We start from the raw sequence: 16989 nt of genomic DNA, 5'->3' as shown, positions 1-16989 counted from the left end.
ACAACTAACTAAATCGGAGCAATCAAACCATGAAATTCTTGAAAACACTCGATTCTAAATTTTTCCACGATGTAATCCCTGCTAAACCAATGGGGAAATATGTTCATTTCATTACTATTCGCGTTACAGAATCTTATCCTTTATTTCAAACAGACGGTGAACTGAATAAAGCTAGAGTACGTGCTGGAATTGAAAACAAAGAACCTATTAGTCGCTTGGCAATGTTTAAGCGCAAGCAGTCTACACCAGAACGTTTAACAGGTAGAGAATTACTACGTAACTACAAAATTGGTGATTCGGAAAAATGCGACTACAACGTAGATTTCAGCAAAACTACTCCTGATTGTATTCTCTACGGTTTTGCTATTGGTGATTCTGGTTCTGAGAAATCTAAAGTAGTTGTAGACACAGCCTACTCTATTACACCCTTTGATGATTCTCATCTTAACTTTACCCTCAATGCACCTTTTGAAAATGGGACAATGAGCCGTCAAGGGGAAGTAACCAGCCGGATTAATAGTCAAGACCATATATTACCTCAAGTCTTTTTCCCTAGTATTGTCACGCTGAAAGATCCTACTGAAGCTGGATTTCTCTACGTTTTCAATAATATTCTCAGAACACGCCATTACGGAGCGCAAACTACCCGCACTGGTAGAGTGCGTAATGAGTTAGTTGGAGTCATTTTCGCTGATGGTGAGATTGTTAGTAATCTTCTCTGGACTCAAAAGATATATGACGTAATGAGTAATGCAACTCCAAAGCAAATTAATCCTCCTGATCCGCTCAATGAAGACGAGGTTTTAGAAGCGGCTACACAAGCAATTACTACTTTAATGTCTCAAGAGTGTATTTCTCATACTGACTTTGTTGGTGCATCCTTCACACAACTTTTGAATGAAGTGAAGTCTATCACCAGTGATGAAACTCGATTGCTAGAAATGTTGACTCAAGCAAATGATGAATCATCTGTTTATGCTCAAACATGGGTTCTTAAATCAGGGAAGAAAGACCCTAAGAAAGATACCAAGGTTAATAAGAAAGCTGCTGCTGTCACGGAGTAAACAAGATGGTGTTTATTTATCGCTGTCAAATAGAACTACATGACAGCCTCTATTACGCAACTCGTGAAATCGGCCGATTGTATGAAACAGAGCCAATAATTCACAATTACGCTCTCTGTTATGCACTGGGTTTAGTTGATAGCCAAATATACTCAACTACCGTTGCTGAAGAACATTCTTACCGCTATTTTTGCCCGGAACAAGTGCCAAAATATGAGGAGCATCTAACGCCACTCAATCAACAGGGAATTTACGTAACTCCGGCGCGATCGCTCAATCATTCTTCCATCCTCAACACCTGGAAGTATGCTAACAACAACTACCACGTTGAAATGGAGAAAACACAGAAAAATATCCCTAGTTTTGGCAGAGCAAAGGAAATAGCAGCAGAAAGTCTATTTGAGTTTTTTGTCATATCTCAAAAAGAACTCAAACTATCAAAGTGGATTCGCTTGGGTAAATGGATGAGCAAAGCCGAAGTGATGGTTGAACCATTACCGAAACATAAAATTTCTGAAGGGATATTCACTTGTACACATCCATTAAATCCTTTAGATGTGATGTTCACTAATCAAGTGATTAGCTATGATGTTGTGAATATGCCTCCAGTTAGCTTAATTCAGAATGTCCAAATGCGAGGTCAATACTATCAATTTGAAGGCATTCAAAACTTAAAAATCCCAGTTCGGATAGAATATCGTTTTCGGAATTAATCATTTCCCAAAACCTTTACCACGGCTTTTATTTTTTCGAGGCTCTATCGTCATTAACTCAGCTTTAAAACCTCTAGAATCTTGCAACATTAACTTACGAATTCGCTGGCGTTGGTAAGTCTGCACCTCAGCAGCTAGGGGATGATTAGAGTCAATTTTTAGGTGAGTAATAGAAGAAACATATTTTTCTTTACTTTCAGGATTATTTGGCTCTTTTAGTCCGCACATAATCCCGCCTTCATCTCCTGAATAGCCAACGGAATCAATCTCAAATTCCCTGTCTGGATCGGCGTTTACTCCTTTTTGCTTTAATGTCTTTAAAAACTCCTTCCCGGCTCGTGCTTTAATGGGTAAGTTCTCTTTCAGTTTTTCAGTTAGTGCCTTTGCTGCATTGTAATCATCAATTCTCATTGGTCTTTCTCGCTATGTAGTTTTTCTCACTTAAAAGAATACTACTATCATCACTCAACAGTCTTTAAAATTTTAGATACCACATTCAGCGATCGCTCCTTTATCCCCAGTGAAACACTATCAACAACAAACCAACGCTTTCCCCAGCGATTACCTAAACAACTTGTGGGGAGAAATCCAAGCTTGTCCTTACTTCGCTATCAACAACCTCAACCGCGATTTTGTCGCCACTAAAGGATTTTCTGTAGTATTTCAGCGTTCTGGATTAGCCAAGGTAGAACAGCAGTTTCCCTACTTCAAACCTTACCTGGATTTGGCTCTCCAGCCGAGTTGTAATGCTTTTTACCTCAATCCTTTACAAATAAAAGAAGGCTCCCGCGTCGATCCGCATATCGATCGCTCCCTGCGTTCCTACTCCAAAACCATTGAACCACCTGCGGTTGTCAGTGTTCTCTATGTGCGCGTACCGGCAGATATGGAAGGGGGAGAACTGGTATTGCGATCGCACAAACGCCAACTTGGGCAAATTAAGCCCCAATTCAATACTTTAGTGTATTTTCAAGGTGATTTAACCCATTCGGTTAACGCTGTCAAAACCCCAGGAAATCGCCTAAGTTTAGTTTGTGAACAGTATAGTTTGAGTGATGCTGAACTCCAGGAAATCCCTGAGTTTACTGTAGAGTCAAGAAGCACTCAGTCTACAACCAAAAAGAGAAAGTATGCCTCATAGTTTAGTGTTGAATTTGCTACCTCAATCGCCCATTCCACCACAGTATCTTACAGGTAGACATCTCCACGCCCTATTTTTAACCCTCGTTAGTTCTGTAGATAGCACATTAGGCGATCGCTTGCACGATTCTACCGCAGATAAAGCTTTCACTCTCTCTCCCCTGCAAATAAGGGGACAGGGGATAGGGGATAGGGAACAGGATCGGGGTAAATATAAATCTAAAATTTCTACTAGCAGTAGTTTGCAGTACTCACATCAACAACCCATTCCCGCCGGAACTCCTTGTTGGTGGCGCATCTCTTTATTAGATGACACTCTATTTGGCAAACTTACCCAACTTTGGCTAAATCTTAATCCCAATCGCCCTTGGCATCTTGGCCCGGCTGATTTGTATATTACCAGCATTCAAGGCACACCCCAAGCTATTCAACCTTGGGCAAATGCCAGTACTTACGCTCAATTATACGAAGAAGCTAGCGATCGCAATTCTTCCATCAACCTTACCTTCTCCACGCCTACCGCCTTCCGTCAAGGACAGTATGATACTACCCTTCCTACCAGGGAATCTGTGTTTAACTCCCTACTTTCGCGGTGGAATAAGTACAGTGGCATAGAATTAAATCAGATTGCGATCGAGTCAATATTTCCCTCATTTGTCAATATTCACACAGAAATATTAGCTGATTCTCGCAGCAAATTTATCGGCATTCTTGGCGAAGTTACCTATAAGATTTTAGGGGCAGTTGAACCAATACAAATTAAGCAAATTAACGCTTTAGCTGACTTTGCTTTATATACTGGTGTCGGAAGAAAAACAACAATGGGTATGGGAATGGCACGTAGGTTACAGGGAGCAGGGGACAGGGGATAGGTTGTAAATAAATCGAAACAATGCCTTAGCCAAAAGATCCCGACACAGAACAGTAGATAGGCTATAAATGATGTACTAAATATAACTAGACGTAATCTGTAACCTATCACCTATCGCCTGTCCCCTATCACCTCTTTCCTATCACCTATGAAAATAGAGTCGCATCGAGATTTGATTGTTTGGCAAAAATCAATGGATATGGTAGTGCAGATATATCAATTAACTGCTAAATTTCCAGCAACAGAAACTTATCGATTGACTTCGCAAATCACTAGAGCAGCAGTATCAGTACCAGCAAATATCGCTGAGGGTCATGCACGAGGAACGAAAAAAGATTATGCAAACTTTTTAGCGATCGCTAAAGGCTCGTTAATGGAAACAGAAACTTTTTTAATGCTGACTATAAGGTTGAATTATATACCTCAATCACAAGCAAACTCTACTTTATTTTTGATTACAGAAATCAGCAAAATGCTTACTACTCTTCGTAATCGACTAATCAATATGCAATGAGTAAAAATATGAAAAATTTTCTGTCCCCTGTAACCTCTCACCTATCCCCTTCATTAGAATATATTTCCATTGCGGCATTGAATCAATATGCCTATTGTCCGCATCGCTGTTGGCGGATGTTTTGTGCCGGGGAATTTACTGATAATCAATACACAATTGAAGGTACAACTTTACACGATCGCGTCCACACCACAAGCGATGTACAGCGAGGAGAAACTTGGCAAATTCGAGCAATTTGGCTAAAGTCTGAGCAATACAAACTCATTGGCAAATCTGATTTAATTGAAGCCGAATCTGGTCAAGTTTACCCAGTGGAATACAAACGGGGACGCAAAGGCGAATGGGATAATGATGAGTTACAAGTTTGTGCCCAAGCTTTATGTTTAGAAGAGATGACAGGACAACCAGTTAATACTGGATATATCTATTATGCCCACTCCCATCAACGGCAATTAGTAGAGATTAATGCAGAGTTACGGCAAAGTGCGATCGCTACTATTGAATCTGTCACAAATCTCCTAGAAACAGGAGCAATGCCAAGACCATCTTACAGCAAACGCTGCCAAGGATGCAGTCTTTATTCGCAATGTTTGCCCAAAGCAACTGATAAAGTCAAAAGTTATCAAGAAGCTAATTAAATCATCCTCTAGTAACTTCTAGTTGAGGACGTATTGACTTTCAACATTGTTCAAATAAGATCCCCCCGCCTGTGGCGACCCCCTTAAAAAGGGGGTAAAGGAGGAAGACAAAGTAGATAAGCCCCCCTTTTTAAGGGGGGTTGGGGGGATCTTTGTGTAGTAAATAAGCTAACCAAATTGTATTGAGTTTGATAGTTTTCAATTAATTAAGGATGAAATCATGGGAACACTTTACGTAACACAAGCCGATGCTTTTATCGGTAAAGTTGACGAACGTCTCACCGTTAAAGCTGAACAAAAAACAATCTTGGATATCCCTTTAATTAAGATAGAAGGAATTGTAGTAATAGGTAGGGCTACCGTTTCCCCCTCAGCTGTCAGTGAACTTTTAGAACGTCACATTTGTTTAACATTTCTCACACAAAACGGACGATATTTAGGACGTTTAGAACCAGAAGCTACTAAAAATATCTTTGTTCGGAAAGCCCAATGGCAAGCTGTGGGAGAATCACAACCAGCAATACATTTAGTCAGAGGATTTGTACGGGGTAAATTGAAAAATTACCGCCATACATTACTTCGCACTCAGCGAGAACATCCCGATCTTGACCTGAATAATAACATCACTCGATTGGAAAACGCGATCGCACCAATCGAAAAAACTAGCAGCATTGATTCTCTCAGAGGCTTAGAAGGTGCTGGTAGTGCAGCCTATTTTGGTTGTTTTCAACAACTAATCAAAACCTCAGAATTTCGATTTGAAGCCAGAAACCGCCGTCCACCAACCGATCCGGTTAATGCCCTACTGAGTTTTGGGTATTCATTACTACGCCATGATGTGCAAAGTGCTTTAAATATTGTTGGCTTCGATCCTTATCTAGGATACTTACACGTCGAGCGTTATGGTAGACCTTCCCTAGCTTTGGATTTGATGGAAGAATTTCGTCCTTTAATAGTGGATGCTGTAGTGTTGTCGCTGATTAACAAGCGATCGCTAACCCTAACTGACTTTACCACCGAACCGCTCAGTGGTGCTGTGTCTTTAACCAAAGAAGGATTGCATACATTTCTTCGCACCTATCAACAAAAGAAACTATCGAGTTTCAAACATCCAGTTTTGGGAAACAAATGTACCTACCAAGAATCCTTTGAAATTCAAGCGAGGTTACTGGCTAAATACCTCATGAACGAAATCGATAAATATCCCCCTTTAATTCTTAAGTAACTTCCGCACTAACATGTATATTGTTGTCAGCTACGACATTCCAGAAGATAAGCGTCGGACTAAAATCCATTCGATTCTTAAGTCTTATGGACAATGGATGCAACTGAGTGTGTTTGAGTGCGATGTCACTCCCACTCAGTATGCTAAACTGCGATCGCGTTTAGCTAAATTGATTAAACCCGACACTGACAGCGTTCGTTTTTATTTTCTCTGTGGCTGTTGTCAGCGAAAAGTCGAACGCATTGGCGGAGAACAGCCACGAGATGAAACAATTTTCTTTGCTGAGTCTCCTTCTAGCTAGGTTCCTGTCTCTCAAATGCGCGGAAGGGTAGGTGTAGAAATTTCACAGCCAGAAAAAATGCTTCTATCCCAACTCCAGCAAGGCTTTCAACCCATTAACCGCCTAATCCTCATCCGCGCAATCTCTGAAATGCTTCTCAAAATAGGGTTTTAGCTTTTAAAGTTTCCTGGCGCTCTTTCCAAACGAATTCTCTAATGCTATGATTGCCCTTGAATCGCGCAACCGCACCTTGAAAACTAAATACAGCTTGGCTTTCAGCCTCCCGCTATTGCAATTCATCAAAATCCCTATTAGGGATTGAAACTAGAAACTAAGTTTTCAATCCCTGGTTTATACCCTTATTGCAATTCATCAAAATCCCTATTAGGGATTGAAACCTTACGATAACATCGGTACTGGTATGGGTGTTAAATTGCAATTCATCAAAATCCCTATTAGGGATTGAAACAAATAAAACCTAAGATTTTCAAATATAGTGAAGAATTGCAATTCATCAAAATCCCTATTAGGGATTGAAACGTAACTTTGGGCGATTATGAGCCATACAGTAAATCATTGCAATTCATCAAAATCCCTATTAGGGATTGAAACTTCCCAGACTGGGCAGGGCAAGATTATTCGTGATATTGCAATTCATCAAAATCCCTATTAGGGATTGAAACCTGGAAAAATTCAAACCATTCTAGATCATGTTGGAAATTGCAATTCATCAAAATCCCTATTAGGGATTGAAACTTAAAATAAAATTTTGGTAGTTCAAACACTAAGAATTGCAATTCATCAAAATCCCTATTAGGGATTGAAACTTCAAGTATTTTGAAGAACCGATTAAACCCTGGAATTGCAATTCATCAAAATCCCTATTAGGGATTGAAACTCTTCGTCAATATCTTTCAAGCGATCGCTAATCAAATTGCAATTCATCAAAATCCCTATTAGGGATTGAAACAAACCCTGCTGCAACGGTATGAAGTTGATTTAGGGCTATTGCAATTCATCAAAATCCCTATTAGGGATTGAAACACCAAGTTTATTAAACTTGGTAACAGGTATATTAAATTGCAATTCATCAAAATCCCTATTAGGGATTGAAACGCTCAGATAGGAGATTTATGGACACCTCCCTCAAATTGCAATTCATCAAAATCCCTATTAGGGATTGAAACACGATCAACCGCTGATAGTAGTACTCAAACACATATTGCAATTCATCAAAATCCCTATTAGGGATTGAAACAGTCTGGACTAACACTTTGAACGGAAGGGGTAAAAATTGCAATTCATCAAAATCCCTATTAGGGATTGAAACAAAATGGCTTCTATACATTAGTGAATGCTGGCAACATTGCAATTCATCAAAATCCCTATTAGGGATTGAAACAGGAATGTAGGGTTTGGACTACTGCAAAATAGTGCAAGTGGTAATTGCAATTCATCAAAATCCCTATTAGGGATTGAAACCAATTGGTTTGAGACGGTAAATCTAGAAATCTACGAATTGCAATTCATCAAAATCCCTATTAGGGATTGAAACTAGATAGATTTATGAGTAAAAAGAGCAAATTCCATTGCAATTCATCAAAATCCCTATTAGGGATTGAAACAAAAGTGCAAGGCAGCAATACTTTCTTGGCTTGATTGCAATTCATCAAAATCCCTATTAGGGATTGAAACTTCATTCCATAGCGATAATGTAAATCCTGATAGCTATTGCAATTCATCAAAATCGCTATTAGGGATTAAAACATTTACTTCTATTCCCTGTTCCCTGCCCACGCAAGTAAATTCAGGAATCAAACCGGATTTCTATAGGTGTTCGTTATTTACTGAACACCTGAAGAATTTAGTTAAGCTTCAGCAATATTTTTGTTAAGCCATCGCCTAACTGCTCAATAGATTGTTGCTGTTTAGGATCTTTTAACGTGCCATCAGCATTAAAAGCTTCGTAAGCTTTAGGTAAGGCTATTTGATCGGGAAGTACTAAAACTTTGATGTTTCCCAAAATAGAGCGCAGGTGAACCAATCCCCGCAAACCACCAAGAGCGCCTGGGGAAGCGCTCATAATACTAGCAACCTTACCTGCAAAAGCAGCCAATGGTGCTTCATTTGGGGCTGGACGAGATGCCCAGTCAATGGCGTTCTTCAAAACTGCTGTGAGTGAACTGTTATATTCCGGCGAAGCAATCAGCAATCCTTGATGAGAAATCATCAAGTCTTTAAAAGTGCGGGCGTTGGCTGGTAGTCCTTTTTGAGCTTCCAAGTCTTCATCAAACAGAGGTAAAGGCAAATCGCGGAGGTCTATATAAGTAACCTCTGCGCCAGCTGCCTTAGCGCCAGCCGCCGCGATTTTTACCAGTTTTTTGTTGTAAGAATCTATCCGGGTGCTGCCAGCAAAGGCGAGGATTTTCGGTGTAGATGCCATAATTCTAGGTTGAATGGGAAGGATTAACCTGTTCAGCTGCATTATCCTGTTTTCAGGCGATCGCTATTTGCTACCTTTAGATTTTCTTTACAAACTTTTTCGTTATGGCGAATTGGTCAGACTCTTATCTCGGCAAGTTACGACAAGTTGTAGGCGATCGCATACTTCTATTATTTGGCACACGTGTGATTATAGAGGATAATTTGGGGCGTGTTTTATTGCAAAAGCGGAGTGATTTCAAACTTTGGGGGCTACCTGGCGGTTGTCCTGAAATAGGTGAATCTGCCGAAGAATGTTCCGCACGAGAGGTTTTTGAAGAAACTGGTTTAACGGTTAAGCGTTTTGCAGCTGTGGGATTTTCTTCCAACCCAGCTATTGAAGCTGTCACTTATCCTAATGGCGATCGCGTCCAAAATTTCATTTTAATTTTGCGAGCCGTTGAATGGTCAGGCAGCCTCGCTTGCTTAGATGGAGAATCGCTGGCGCTGGAATTTTTTGATTTGGCTGATTTACCTACATTAATGCCAAACGATCGCCCCGTTTTAGAAAAGTTTCAGGAATACAAAAAAAGCGGCGAATTTCTGATGTTCTAAGAGGGTGTTTGAAAAATCTAAATTATTACTAGCCTTGGCGACTAGAAGTCACAGCTACACAGACAAAACCCACACTTCTCTACGAGACGCTGCGCGAACGACAAGCTCAGTGACCGCCTACGTGAGTTAAAGAGTTTGATTTTGTGTTAGTCCGCGCAGGCGGACTTTGCTTGTGTAGCCGCGATTTCCAATCGCCCAAAACTTTTCAAACATCCTCTAAAGCATTTTTTCTAAGAATTGCTTGGCGCGATCGCACTGAGGATTTTGGAAAAACTCGTTAGGGGTAGTGTCTTCTGCTAAACTTCCTTGGTCGAGGAACATAATCCGATTGGCAACTTCTCTAGCAAAGCCCATTTCATGGGTGACAATCGCCATTGTCATCCCAGATAGCGCTAAATCTTTCATCACTTCCAGCACATCCTTAACCATTTCTGGATCTAATGCAGAGGTGGGTTCATCAAATAAAATCATCTCTGGTTTCATTGCTAATGCCCGTGCGATCGCTACTCGCTGTTTCTGTCCCCCCGATAATTTGGAGGGATAGACAGACACTTTTGATTCTAAACCTACCTTAGCCAGCAATTCTAAGCCATGTTCTGCTGCTTTTTGCTTGTTTATTCCTTTTACCTTGATGGGTGCGTAGGTGACATTTTCCAGCACATTCATGTGGGGAAACAAATTAAAATGTTGAAATACCATCACCAATTGCTGACGTACTTTAGCGATGTTTGCCTTGGGATTGGTGATTTCTTGGTCGTGAAAATAAATTCTGCCTCTGGTGGGTTGTTCTAGCAAGTTTATGCATCTTAAAAAGGTAGACTTACCTGAACCAGAAGGGCCTAATATGGCAACCACTTCCCCTTGATAAAACTCAGTTGAAATATCTTTGAGTACGTCGAGTTTGCCAAAGGATTTACATAAGAATTCCGTGCGAATTACTACATTATTCACTTTCCCGTAACCTCCTTTCTAAAGCTGATGCACCCAAAGTCATACCCATTACCAAAACATAGTAGATTAACCCGGCAAATAGCAGTGGTTCAAAATAAATATATTTGTTTGCACCAACGATTTGGGCGCTGCGTAATATTTCCACCACTCCAATGGTTGACACCAGCGCGGAATCTTTAAGCAATCCGATAGTTTCATTTACCAATGCCGGGAGAATGTTCTTCAATGCTTGGGGCAAAATCACATCCCACATCATCAACCAATAGGGAACACCCATAGACATCGCCGCTTCACTTTGCCCTTTATCCACCGCTTGAATCCCACCCCTGATGGTTTCTGACATATAAGCGCCAGAATTCAGGGTAAAAGTTAGCACCCCAGCCTCCAATGCGGAAATATCATAGCCTGTAAGCTGGGGTGTTGCGTAATAAACTAATGCCAACTGTAATAACAAAGGTGTACCTCGAAAAACAGAGGTGTAGGCGTTAGCAACCCAGGTAAGCGGCTTGATGCCGAGAATTTTTAACAGAGACAAGATTGTTCCCCAGATTAACCCCAAGGTTACAGATAATAGGGTGAACAACAAAGTTAAAGGGATTCCCCGCAGAATAAAGGGAATGTCGGGAAGAATTCTGGTGAAGTCGAGATTCAATCCGCCTTTGGCAGCAGTTGAGGATGCAGTATTGGCGGCAGTATTCTGTGAAAACCATTTGGTTACTAGTTTAGCCAATGTACCATCGTCCTTCATTTGTTGAAGGACTTTGTTAAACGGTTCTACAAAAGAAGAACCTTTAGGAAAAGCGATCGCCGATCCACTTGCTTCCTCTGAGGGAATTGTATTAAATTCTAAATCTGGGTTAGCTTGGGCAAATCCCTTAGCGACGGTATCTTCAACAATTGCGGCATCAATTCGCCTAGATTTGATTTCTTGAACGACTTCCGGCACTTTGTTAAGTTGCTTTAGCTGAATACCCGCGACTTTTTTCGCAATTTTCTGAGCATTTTGTTCTTGTATGGTTCCTAGTTGTACCCCAAGCTTTTTTCCTGATAAGTCTTGGGGTTGCTTCAGGTTGCTACCTTTAGGAGCGACAATTGTATCTTTGGCTTCGTAATAAATAATTGAAAAATCAATATTTTTTTGACGTTCTGGAGTCGGAGTCATTCCAGCCATGACAAAATCAGCGCGATTTGCTTGGAGTGCAGGAATTAACCCATTAAAATCTGATTCCATTATTTTAAGTTTAAACCCTAGTTTTTCAGCCAGGGTTTTGGCAATATCTATATCAAAGCCAACGATTTGGCGTAGGCGTAGCCCGTCGTAGACATCGCCTCCTTTCGTATCATAAAACTCATAAGGAGGATAATCTGGGGAAGTAATCAACGTCAGCGTGTCTTTCCCTAAAGGTGAAGCAGCTTTTAGAGAATTACTATGTCCGATGATGATGTTGATTACTACTACTGCTACAACTAGTATTGTTGATAGCCATGCTTTCTTTTTCTTCATGAACTTGATCAATCTATAATTTACATTCCGCACCTTATACCAATTTTTTATGAGGCTGCATAGAATTCGATCCCCCCTAGCCCCCCTTAAAAAAGGGGGGAACTAGAATCAAAGTCCCCCTTATTAAGGGGGATTTAGGGGGATCAAGATATGTGCAACTTCACATTAAGTTGGTATTAAGAGAATTCCAAATAAAAAAATATCCCACAACTGACGCAAAAATCCTCTCTATTCCTCCTCACTCTGTGTTCTCTGCGTCTCTGTGGTTCGTCAAATTCTCACTTTAGTCGCCTCCAGTAGCTTGACGCTGGCATAAATAGCATCAATATAAGGTGTGGGAATTTGAGTAAGTTTTCCCAATTCCGCCACCGCGCCAACAATGGCGTCTATCTCCGTAGCGCGTCCGGATTCAATATCTTGTAACATTGAGGTTTTATGGGCACCAACATTTTCTGCGCCATTAATTCGCTGTTCTAAAGTGATACCAAACTTTATACCAAATTTTTCTGCGATCGCTTGAGTTTCAGTCATCATTTGTCGCGCTAGTTCGCGGGTGAGGGGATAGCGGCAAATATCCTCTAGAGTCGCACCAGTTAAGGCACTGATGGGATTAAATGCTACATTCCCCCACAACTTGATCCAAATTTCTGTGCGAATCTGATTGCGGATTGGTGCTTTGAATCCTGCTTTTTTTAAAGTCTGTGCTAATAATTGAATGCGTTCTGTTTTACTCCCATCGATTTCACCGAGAGTAAAGCGATCGCCTTCAATATGTTTAATTACACCTGGTTCAATTATCTCAGTTGCCGGGTAAACAACACAACCAATAGCACGTTCAGCACCGATATTAGCTTCAATAATCCCATCTGCGTCAACAGATTGAATCCGCGTACCTTCATACTCACCGCCATGCTGACAAAAGTACCACCAAGGAACGCCATTTTGGGCTGTCACCACCATTGTGTAAGGATTGTAGAGTGCAGGGAGAGAAGGTGCGATCGCGGCTACACTGTGAGCCTTCACAGTTAAAATTACTACATCCTGTGTCCCTGCTGACTGAATATCATTAGTTGCCATCGGAGTAACAATTTGGCTGGAACCGTCTGCCATAAGTAACTTCAGCCCATTTTTTTTAATTGCCTCCAAATGAGAACCACGCGCAATCAGCGTCACTGCTTCACCTGCCAGTGCCAATTTCGCCCCTAAATATCCACCAATCGCACCCGCGCCGACAATACAGATTTTCATTTTGTCAAAAGAATATGAGTCGTGGAAGACAATATATAGTCGCTTTTACCCTCAGCAAAAAGCAGGATGAGATTTGTAGAAAGTGGCATTATCTGAATTAATTATCTATTAGGGTTTGCGGTACTGCACTTCGTGGTTGAATTCATCTTGGTTAGACTCAATATTTTGAAAAAATGTCGATCTGACAAATTCCAAATTATGTAGTAAGGCAATAGAACGATGATTTTCTACATCAACGTCAGCGCGGAAATTAAGATTTTGGTATGTCTCAACTAAATAATTAATCATACACTTCACGGCTTCGAGCGCATAACCTTGTCCCCAGAAATTAGGGAAAAACACATATCCAAGCATTGCACTATTATCTATAGTAATTGTTGCTTGAACATATCCAACGTAGCATTTCTCCACAAGAGACCAGACAGCCCAGTTTAACCAAATCTCCGTTCCATCCGGTGATTGACGACGTGCCAAAACCATGTAGCGATCGCGAAGTGATTGAACGCTTTGTGGCGGCATATCTTCAATAAACTTGTATATACTCGCACTCTGTAATCCATCAAAAAGCAGTTCGGCATGATATGGTTCTAGTGGTTCTAAACAGAGTCGTTGAGAGTACATTTTCATTAGCGATCTAGACCGAATACCTTGGACTAACTCATCTTTAACATCAACCTGTAAATGCAACATTACTTGATATTGATTACCCCTCAAATAGTTAGACTTTGCATCGCTTCTAATAAATCTTGATGAACAGATTTTGAAGCAGCTACAATCAATCCAGGCATACTATAGTTTTGACAAGTATGCAGTGGCGGTAAAGTCGAACCGTCCAGAGTAGTTACAATCCAGCCAGCCTCTTTTGCAATAAAAGCGAGTGCAGCACTATCAAGAAATTTGCCCGATTTGATAACTGCTCCACTCAAATCGCCAGTGAGAATACCATTAAGATTGGGAATTTGAATATCACTAGAGTAATCATTCGCTATATCGATTACTTTATATCGATCTTTTAATAAATTTGCGATGGAATTCATTCCCCATCCTAATAAAATAGAAGGTTTGGCAGATGTTATATCTAATGGGGCACAGGCTTCTAAGTTCATGTCTAGCGTGCCTTTAAAAGCACCTTCACCTCGAAGGGCGTAAAAATAAATGTTTTGGGCAGGAGAAATGGCAATTACTGCTTCAAAGTCATCCGCATTTAGAATACTGAGAATAATTTGGTAATTAGAATGTCCATCCATATAAAACTTCGTGCCATCAATCGGGTCGAGTGTTACTAAGTAATCCCCTTCTGAACCGAGTTCGGTAGCGCGAAAATATTTGGTATTATTAGAACTTTCATATTCTTCACCATAAAAGCGAATATCTGGGAAAGTGCCTAGTAATACTACTTCTACCAGATTTTGAATAGCCACATCTGCGTCAGTAAGGGCGGCACTAAAAAAGTTGTTTGCTTGTTCTTTGGCAGGAAGTGCAGCAATTTTTGGTTGTAGAAAATTGGCATAGGCTGCTGCTACTTTGAGATGGGGGAGTAAAGTCTCTAAAATTAATCGAGTAGTTGGTGTTGTGGACATTGCAGCAAACTCCTTTTAGAAATAATCTACCGTCCGCAGGGCGATAGAATTCTATATCTAGACAAAATTACGGTATCATTTGGATGCAATGATACCACCGTTGCTATATTACTTTAATCTGTATGTTTCAATGAACCATAGAAAAATCGCAAGTTTTCTCGTGAATTTAAGGGTTTAAAACCGAACGTCACCACTTAGTACAGTATTTCATTAATTCATCGCAAATTAAATTTGACCATACCCTACAATGCTAATGCGTCGGCTTGTATTGTTAATGCGTTCCCCTACATTAAAAACGCTACGCTTTTACGCAAAACTGTACTTAGCTAAAGTTATACCATTTTGAAAAATGATTGCGACAGATGGATTCACATCAAGCCAGACGCACCAAGGCAATTCCCAATCTAAAATCCAAAATCTAAAATGGTATTACCCTACAAAAAGCAAGCTACAATCGGGCTTTAAATTCCCATTTGCAACTCTCTTTTCTACAAGATGCTACGCATAGCTTGCTTGCCTGTAAGGGTATAATTTTGAATTTTTATTGATGGTTTTAGGAAACTTTTTCGAGCTTCTTCTGAGTAAATTTGGATAGATTGTGGCGTTTGAGTAATGAAGGTGCGCCAACAAGAGTACCAAGAAAGAGCAAGCTCAGGATAGAAGTAGGTTCAGGAACAGTCACTATGGTTGCAGAAAAACTAATAGGTAACTCACTATCTTCTAATCCTAAATTTTCAAAATCCGGTATGATTGGCGGCGCAGAAAATACCTCTAAATAACCTGGTGTCGGCAAAAAACTCGCGAAAAATGGACTAGAATAGTTTCCTCCCGAAGTGGAATATGCAAAACCCTTATCCGTTAACTGTTGAGTATTAAGGCTAATTAAATTATCAATATCAAAAGGTTCGTTTCCTGGTATTGGAGTCCCGGCGGGTTGCAAACCAGTAATTGTTTCACCATTTCGCGTACCAGTAATTCCAGAAATCAGGTAAAAACCCAAATCGTTAGGGGTGTCATTAGTAGTGAAAGTACCATTTGCCGCAATGCCAGTAGCAGAATAATTCCAATTCCAACTTAAAGCAGAAGCGGCTGGCATTGTCCCGAAAACTAATCCAGATGTGGTGGCGAGGGCTATGGCAGATAGAGCTAGATTTTTCATGGAAGTAGTTGCTGCGATCGCGGATCTTGTAGAAGGCTCCCGTGTATTATACGGAAATTAGGAAAGATAGTACGATCGATCTTGGCTATTTACCTAGCAGCGAGCTGATAACCACGCCAAAGCAGCATCAACATTATTAACCTGCTCCCCTGGCGGTACGGCTGGACGATTTACCATCACAACCTTTACGCCCAGTTCTCGCGCGGCAATAATCTTGGGCTTTGTGGCATCGCCACCGCTATTTTTGCTGACGATGGTATCAATGTTATTCTGAATCAGAATTTGTCTCTCATTCTTGAGGGTAAAAGGGCCGCGATCGCACAATACCATTCCCGGCGGTACTAAAGCATCTTCGCCAGGAGGGTCAATCATCCGCATCAAAAACCAAATTTTCTCCAAATGAGCAAAAGCGGCCAGTTCTTGCCTGCCAACTGTCAAAAATACGCGCTGTGACTGATTTTGCAAGGCTATTGCTGCGGCTGCAACACTATCAACTTCAATCCAGCGATCGCCAATTTCTTTTTCCCAAGGCGGACGGATTAACATCAAACGGGGTACTCCAACTTCTGTTGCCGCATCTGCCGCATTGAAGGAAATCTGAGCCGCAAAAGGGTGGGTTGCATCAATTAATAAGTCGATTTCCATGACTCGCAGATAGCTAGCCAATCCAGCCACACCCCCGAAGCCTCCAACCCGCAAATCGCCCAGCGGTACTGACGGTTCGCGGGTGCGGCCAGCAAGAGAAGTGATTACTTCTAACCCTTGGATAGTCGTAACTTTGGCAGCTAGTTCTGCTGCATCACCCGTCCCACCCAAAATCAAAACACGCATCATTAAAAAGGAGTCAGAATTCAGAATTCAGGATTCAGAATACTCTACCCATAAAGGGATAGGTTCAAGGAAGAATATTTGAATTTATTTTTGCCCACGGCGAAAGAGGTTTTAATCTATACTCAAAGTCTCGCGGACTCGCTTTACTTGGGGACTTCCAAATAAAAAAATATTCAATTATTGATTGTGGGGTGGGCATCTTGCCCGCCATATAAACTGGGCGGGCAAGATGCCC

The 16989-nt window shown here is 40.9% G+C and carries 18 protein-coding genes and 1 CRISPR repeat array; of the genes, 9 read left to right on the top strand and 9 right to left on the bottom strand.

Going from position 1 to position 16989, the window contains the following annotated elements; genetic code table 11:
• Positions 1 to 29 precede the first annotated feature (29 nt).
• Together cas7d and cas5d are read left to right on the top strand one after the other, a co-directional pair.
• Positions 30 to 1064, top strand: coding sequence for a type I-D CRISPR-associated protein Cas7/Csc2 (gene cas7d / locus ACM0OX_RS27295; RefSeq protein ID WP_414518092.1), 1035 nt, complete (start codon positions 30 to 32; stop codon positions 1062 to 1064).
• 5 nt (positions 1065 to 1069) lie between these two features.
• On the top strand, positions 1070 to 1777 hold the full coding sequence (gene cas5d, locus ACM0OX_RS27290; protein WP_414518091.1) for a type I-D CRISPR-associated protein Cas5/Csc1: 708 nt from the start codon (positions 1070 to 1072) through the stop codon (positions 1775 to 1777).
• Here cas5d and ACM0OX_RS27285 read toward each other — a convergent pair whose 3' ends face one another.
• On the bottom strand, positions 1778 to 2188 hold the full coding sequence (locus ACM0OX_RS27285; protein WP_414518090.1) for a hypothetical protein: 411 nt from the start codon (positions 2186 to 2188) through the stop codon (positions 1778 to 1780).
• Between the two features lie 109 nt (positions 2189 to 2297).
• On the opposite strand from ACM0OX_RS27285, the gene ACM0OX_RS27280 reads away from it, so the two are divergent.
• The 6 genes from ACM0OX_RS27280 (at position 2298) to cas2 (ending at position 6466) form a co-directional block, all read left to right on the top strand.
• Positions 2298 to 2918 (top strand): 2OG-Fe(II) oxygenase, encoded by a 621-nt coding sequence (locus ACM0OX_RS27280; RefSeq protein WP_414518089.1) that lies wholly within the window; start codon positions 2298 to 2300, stop codon positions 2916 to 2918.
• Positions 2908 to 3789, top strand: a complete 882-nt coding sequence (gene cas6, locus ACM0OX_RS27275) for a CRISPR-associated endoribonuclease Cas6 (protein ID WP_414518088.1) — start codon at positions 2908 to 2910, stop codon at positions 3787 to 3789. The genes ACM0OX_RS27280 and cas6 overlap by 11 nt, the downstream gene beginning before the upstream one ends.
• A 147-nt stretch (positions 3790 to 3936) precedes the next feature.
• The gene (locus tag ACM0OX_RS27270) at positions 3937 to 4302 is read left to right on the top strand and encodes a four helix bundle protein (RefSeq protein WP_414518087.1); all 366 of its coding nucleotides are present in this window, start codon (positions 3937 to 3939) and stop codon (positions 4300 to 4302) included.
• Between the two features lie 8 nt (positions 4303 to 4310).
• Positions 4311 to 4940, top strand: a complete 630-nt coding sequence (gene cas4, locus ACM0OX_RS27265; RefSeq protein ID WP_414518085.1) for a CRISPR-associated protein Cas4 — start codon at positions 4311 to 4313, stop codon at positions 4938 to 4940.
• A 220-nt stretch (positions 4941 to 5160) separates the two neighbouring features.
• Positions 5161 to 6165, top strand: a complete 1005-nt coding sequence (cas1d, locus tag ACM0OX_RS27260; RefSeq protein WP_414518084.1) for a type I-D CRISPR-associated endonuclease Cas1d — start codon at positions 5161 to 5163, stop codon at positions 6163 to 6165.
• Positions 6166 to 6178: 13 nt separating this feature from the next.
• A complete protein-coding gene (gene cas2 / locus ACM0OX_RS27255) occupies positions 6179 to 6466 on the top strand; it encodes a CRISPR-associated endonuclease Cas2 (RefSeq protein WP_094347310.1) in 288 nt (95 codons plus the stop codon).
• A gap of 267 nt (positions 6467 to 6733) precedes the next feature.
• A CRISPR array of direct repeats spans positions 6734 to 8212; the repeat unit is 37 nt; unit sequence ATTGCAATTCATCAAAATCCCTATTAGGGATTGAAAC.
• Positions 8213 to 8309: 97 nt separating this feature from the next.
• Here the strand turns inward: cas2 and ACM0OX_RS27250 are convergent.
• Positions 8310 to 8888, bottom strand: coding sequence for an NADPH-dependent FMN reductase (locus ACM0OX_RS27250; RefSeq protein WP_414518082.1), 579 nt, complete (start codon positions 8886 to 8888; stop codon positions 8310 to 8312).
• A 104-nt stretch (positions 8889 to 8992) separates the two neighbouring features.
• Here ACM0OX_RS27250 and ACM0OX_RS27245 point away from each other — a divergent pair, with 104 nt between their 5' ends.
• Complete coding sequence (locus ACM0OX_RS27245; RefSeq protein ID WP_414518081.1) at positions 8993 to 9481, top strand: NUDIX hydrolase; 489 nt, start codon at positions 8993 to 8995, stop codon at positions 9479 to 9481.
• 216 nt (positions 9482 to 9697) lie between these two features.
• On the opposite strand, the gene ACM0OX_RS27240 is transcribed toward ACM0OX_RS27245, so the two are convergent.
• From ACM0OX_RS27240 to ACM0OX_RS27210, 7 genes are all read right to left on the bottom strand, one after another.
• Positions 9698 to 10432 carry an amino acid ABC transporter ATP-binding protein gene (locus ACM0OX_RS27240; protein ID WP_414518080.1) on the bottom strand — a complete coding sequence of 245 codons (735 nt, stop codon included), beginning with the start codon at positions 10430 to 10432 and terminating at the stop codon, positions 9698 to 9700.
• Positions 10425 to 11936 carry an ABC transporter permease subunit gene (locus ACM0OX_RS27235; RefSeq protein WP_414518079.1) on the bottom strand — a complete coding sequence of 504 codons (1512 nt, stop codon included), beginning with the start codon at positions 11934 to 11936 and terminating at the stop codon, positions 10425 to 10427. Before ACM0OX_RS27235 ends, ACM0OX_RS27240 begins: the two co-directional genes overlap by 8 nt.
• Before the next feature lie 270 nt (positions 11937 to 12206).
• Positions 12207 to 13184, bottom strand: a complete 978-nt coding sequence (locus ACM0OX_RS27230; protein WP_414518077.1) for a 2-dehydropantoate 2-reductase — start codon at positions 13182 to 13184, stop codon at positions 12207 to 12209.
• 108 nt (positions 13185 to 13292) lie between these two features.
• Positions 13293 to 13874 carry a GNAT family N-acetyltransferase gene (locus ACM0OX_RS27225; RefSeq protein WP_414518076.1) on the bottom strand — a complete coding sequence of 194 codons (582 nt, stop codon included), beginning with the start codon at positions 13872 to 13874 and terminating at the stop codon, positions 13293 to 13295.
• Positions 13875 to 13894: 20 nt separating this feature from the next.
• Positions 13895 to 14764, bottom strand: a complete 870-nt coding sequence (locus ACM0OX_RS27220) for an inositol monophosphatase family protein (protein WP_414518074.1) — start codon at positions 14762 to 14764, stop codon at positions 13895 to 13897.
• Positions 14765 to 15317: 553 nt separating this feature from the next.
• Entirely contained in the window at positions 15318 to 15923 is a 606-nt protein-coding gene (locus tag ACM0OX_RS27215; RefSeq protein WP_414518072.1) for a PEP-CTERM sorting domain-containing protein, read from the bottom strand.
• 93 nt (positions 15924 to 16016) lie between these two features.
• The gene (locus ACM0OX_RS27210; RefSeq protein ID WP_414518104.1) at positions 16017 to 16754 is read right to left on the bottom strand and encodes a cobalt-precorrin-6A reductase; all 738 of its coding nucleotides are present in this window, start codon (positions 16752 to 16754) and stop codon (positions 16017 to 16019) included.
• Positions 16755 to 16989 lie beyond the last annotated feature (235 nt).

The organism is Nostoc sp. PCC 9305 (assembly GCF_963920915.1).
In the GTDB taxonomy this organism is placed as follows: Bacteria; Cyanobacteriota; Cyanobacteriia; order Cyanobacteriales; family Nostocaceae; genus Nostoc.
This window is presented reverse-complemented; position numbering and strand designations above follow the sequence as displayed.

What these genes read in the sequence shown, in the direction of transcription:
- ACM0OX_RS27220 (WP_414518074.1), bottom strand. Translation starts at nt 14,764, where the DNA reads ATGTCCACAACACCAACTACTCGATTAATTTTAGAGACTTTACTCCCC.
- ACM0OX_RS27250 (WP_414518082.1), bottom strand. Translation starts at nt 8,888, where the DNA reads ATGGCATCTACACCGAAAATCCTCGCCTTTGCTGGCAGCACCCGGATA.
- cas2 (WP_094347310.1), top strand. Translation starts at nt 6,179, where the DNA reads ATGTATATTGTTGTCAGCTACGACATTCCAGAAGATAAGCGTCGGACT.
- cas5d (WP_414518091.1), top strand. Translation starts at nt 1,070, where the DNA reads ATGGTGTTTATTTATCGCTGTCAAATAGAACTACATGACAGCCTCTAT.
- ACM0OX_RS27225 (WP_414518076.1), bottom strand. Translation starts at nt 13,874, where the DNA reads ATGTTGCATTTACAGGTTGATGTTAAAGATGAGTTAGTCCAAGGTATT.
- cas7d (WP_414518092.1), top strand. Translation starts at nt 30, where the DNA reads ATGAAATTCTTGAAAACACTCGATTCTAAATTTTTCCACGATGTAATC.
- ACM0OX_RS27270 (WP_414518087.1), top strand. Translation starts at nt 3,937, where the DNA reads ATGAAAATAGAGTCGCATCGAGATTTGATTGTTTGGCAAAAATCAATG.
- ACM0OX_RS27285 (WP_414518090.1), bottom strand. Translation starts at nt 2,188, where the DNA reads ATGAGAATTGATGATTACAATGCAGCAAAGGCACTAACTGAAAAACTG.
- cas1d (WP_414518084.1), top strand. Translation starts at nt 5,161, where the DNA reads ATGGGAACACTTTACGTAACACAAGCCGATGCTTTTATCGGTAAAGTT.
- ACM0OX_RS27230 (WP_414518077.1), bottom strand. Translation starts at nt 13,184, where the DNA reads ATGAAAATCTGTATTGTCGGCGCGGGTGCGATTGGTGGATATTTAGGG.
- cas6 (WP_414518088.1), top strand. Translation starts at nt 2,908, where the DNA reads ATGCCTCATAGTTTAGTGTTGAATTTGCTACCTCAATCGCCCATTCCA.
- ACM0OX_RS27245 (WP_414518081.1), top strand. Translation starts at nt 8,993, where the DNA reads ATGGCGAATTGGTCAGACTCTTATCTCGGCAAGTTACGACAAGTTGTA.
- cas4 (WP_414518085.1), top strand. Translation starts at nt 4,311, where the DNA reads ATGAAAAATTTTCTGTCCCCTGTAACCTCTCACCTATCCCCTTCATTA.
- ACM0OX_RS27235 (WP_414518079.1), bottom strand. Translation starts at nt 11,936, where the DNA reads ATGAAGAAAAAGAAAGCATGGCTATCAACAATACTAGTTGTAGCAGTA.
- ACM0OX_RS27215 (WP_414518072.1), bottom strand. Translation starts at nt 15,923, where the DNA reads ATGAAAAATCTAGCTCTATCTGCCATAGCCCTCGCCACCACATCTGGA.
- ACM0OX_RS27210 (WP_414518104.1), bottom strand. Translation starts at nt 16,754, where the DNA reads ATGCGTGTTTTGATTTTGGGTGGGACGGGTGATGCAGCAGAACTAGCT.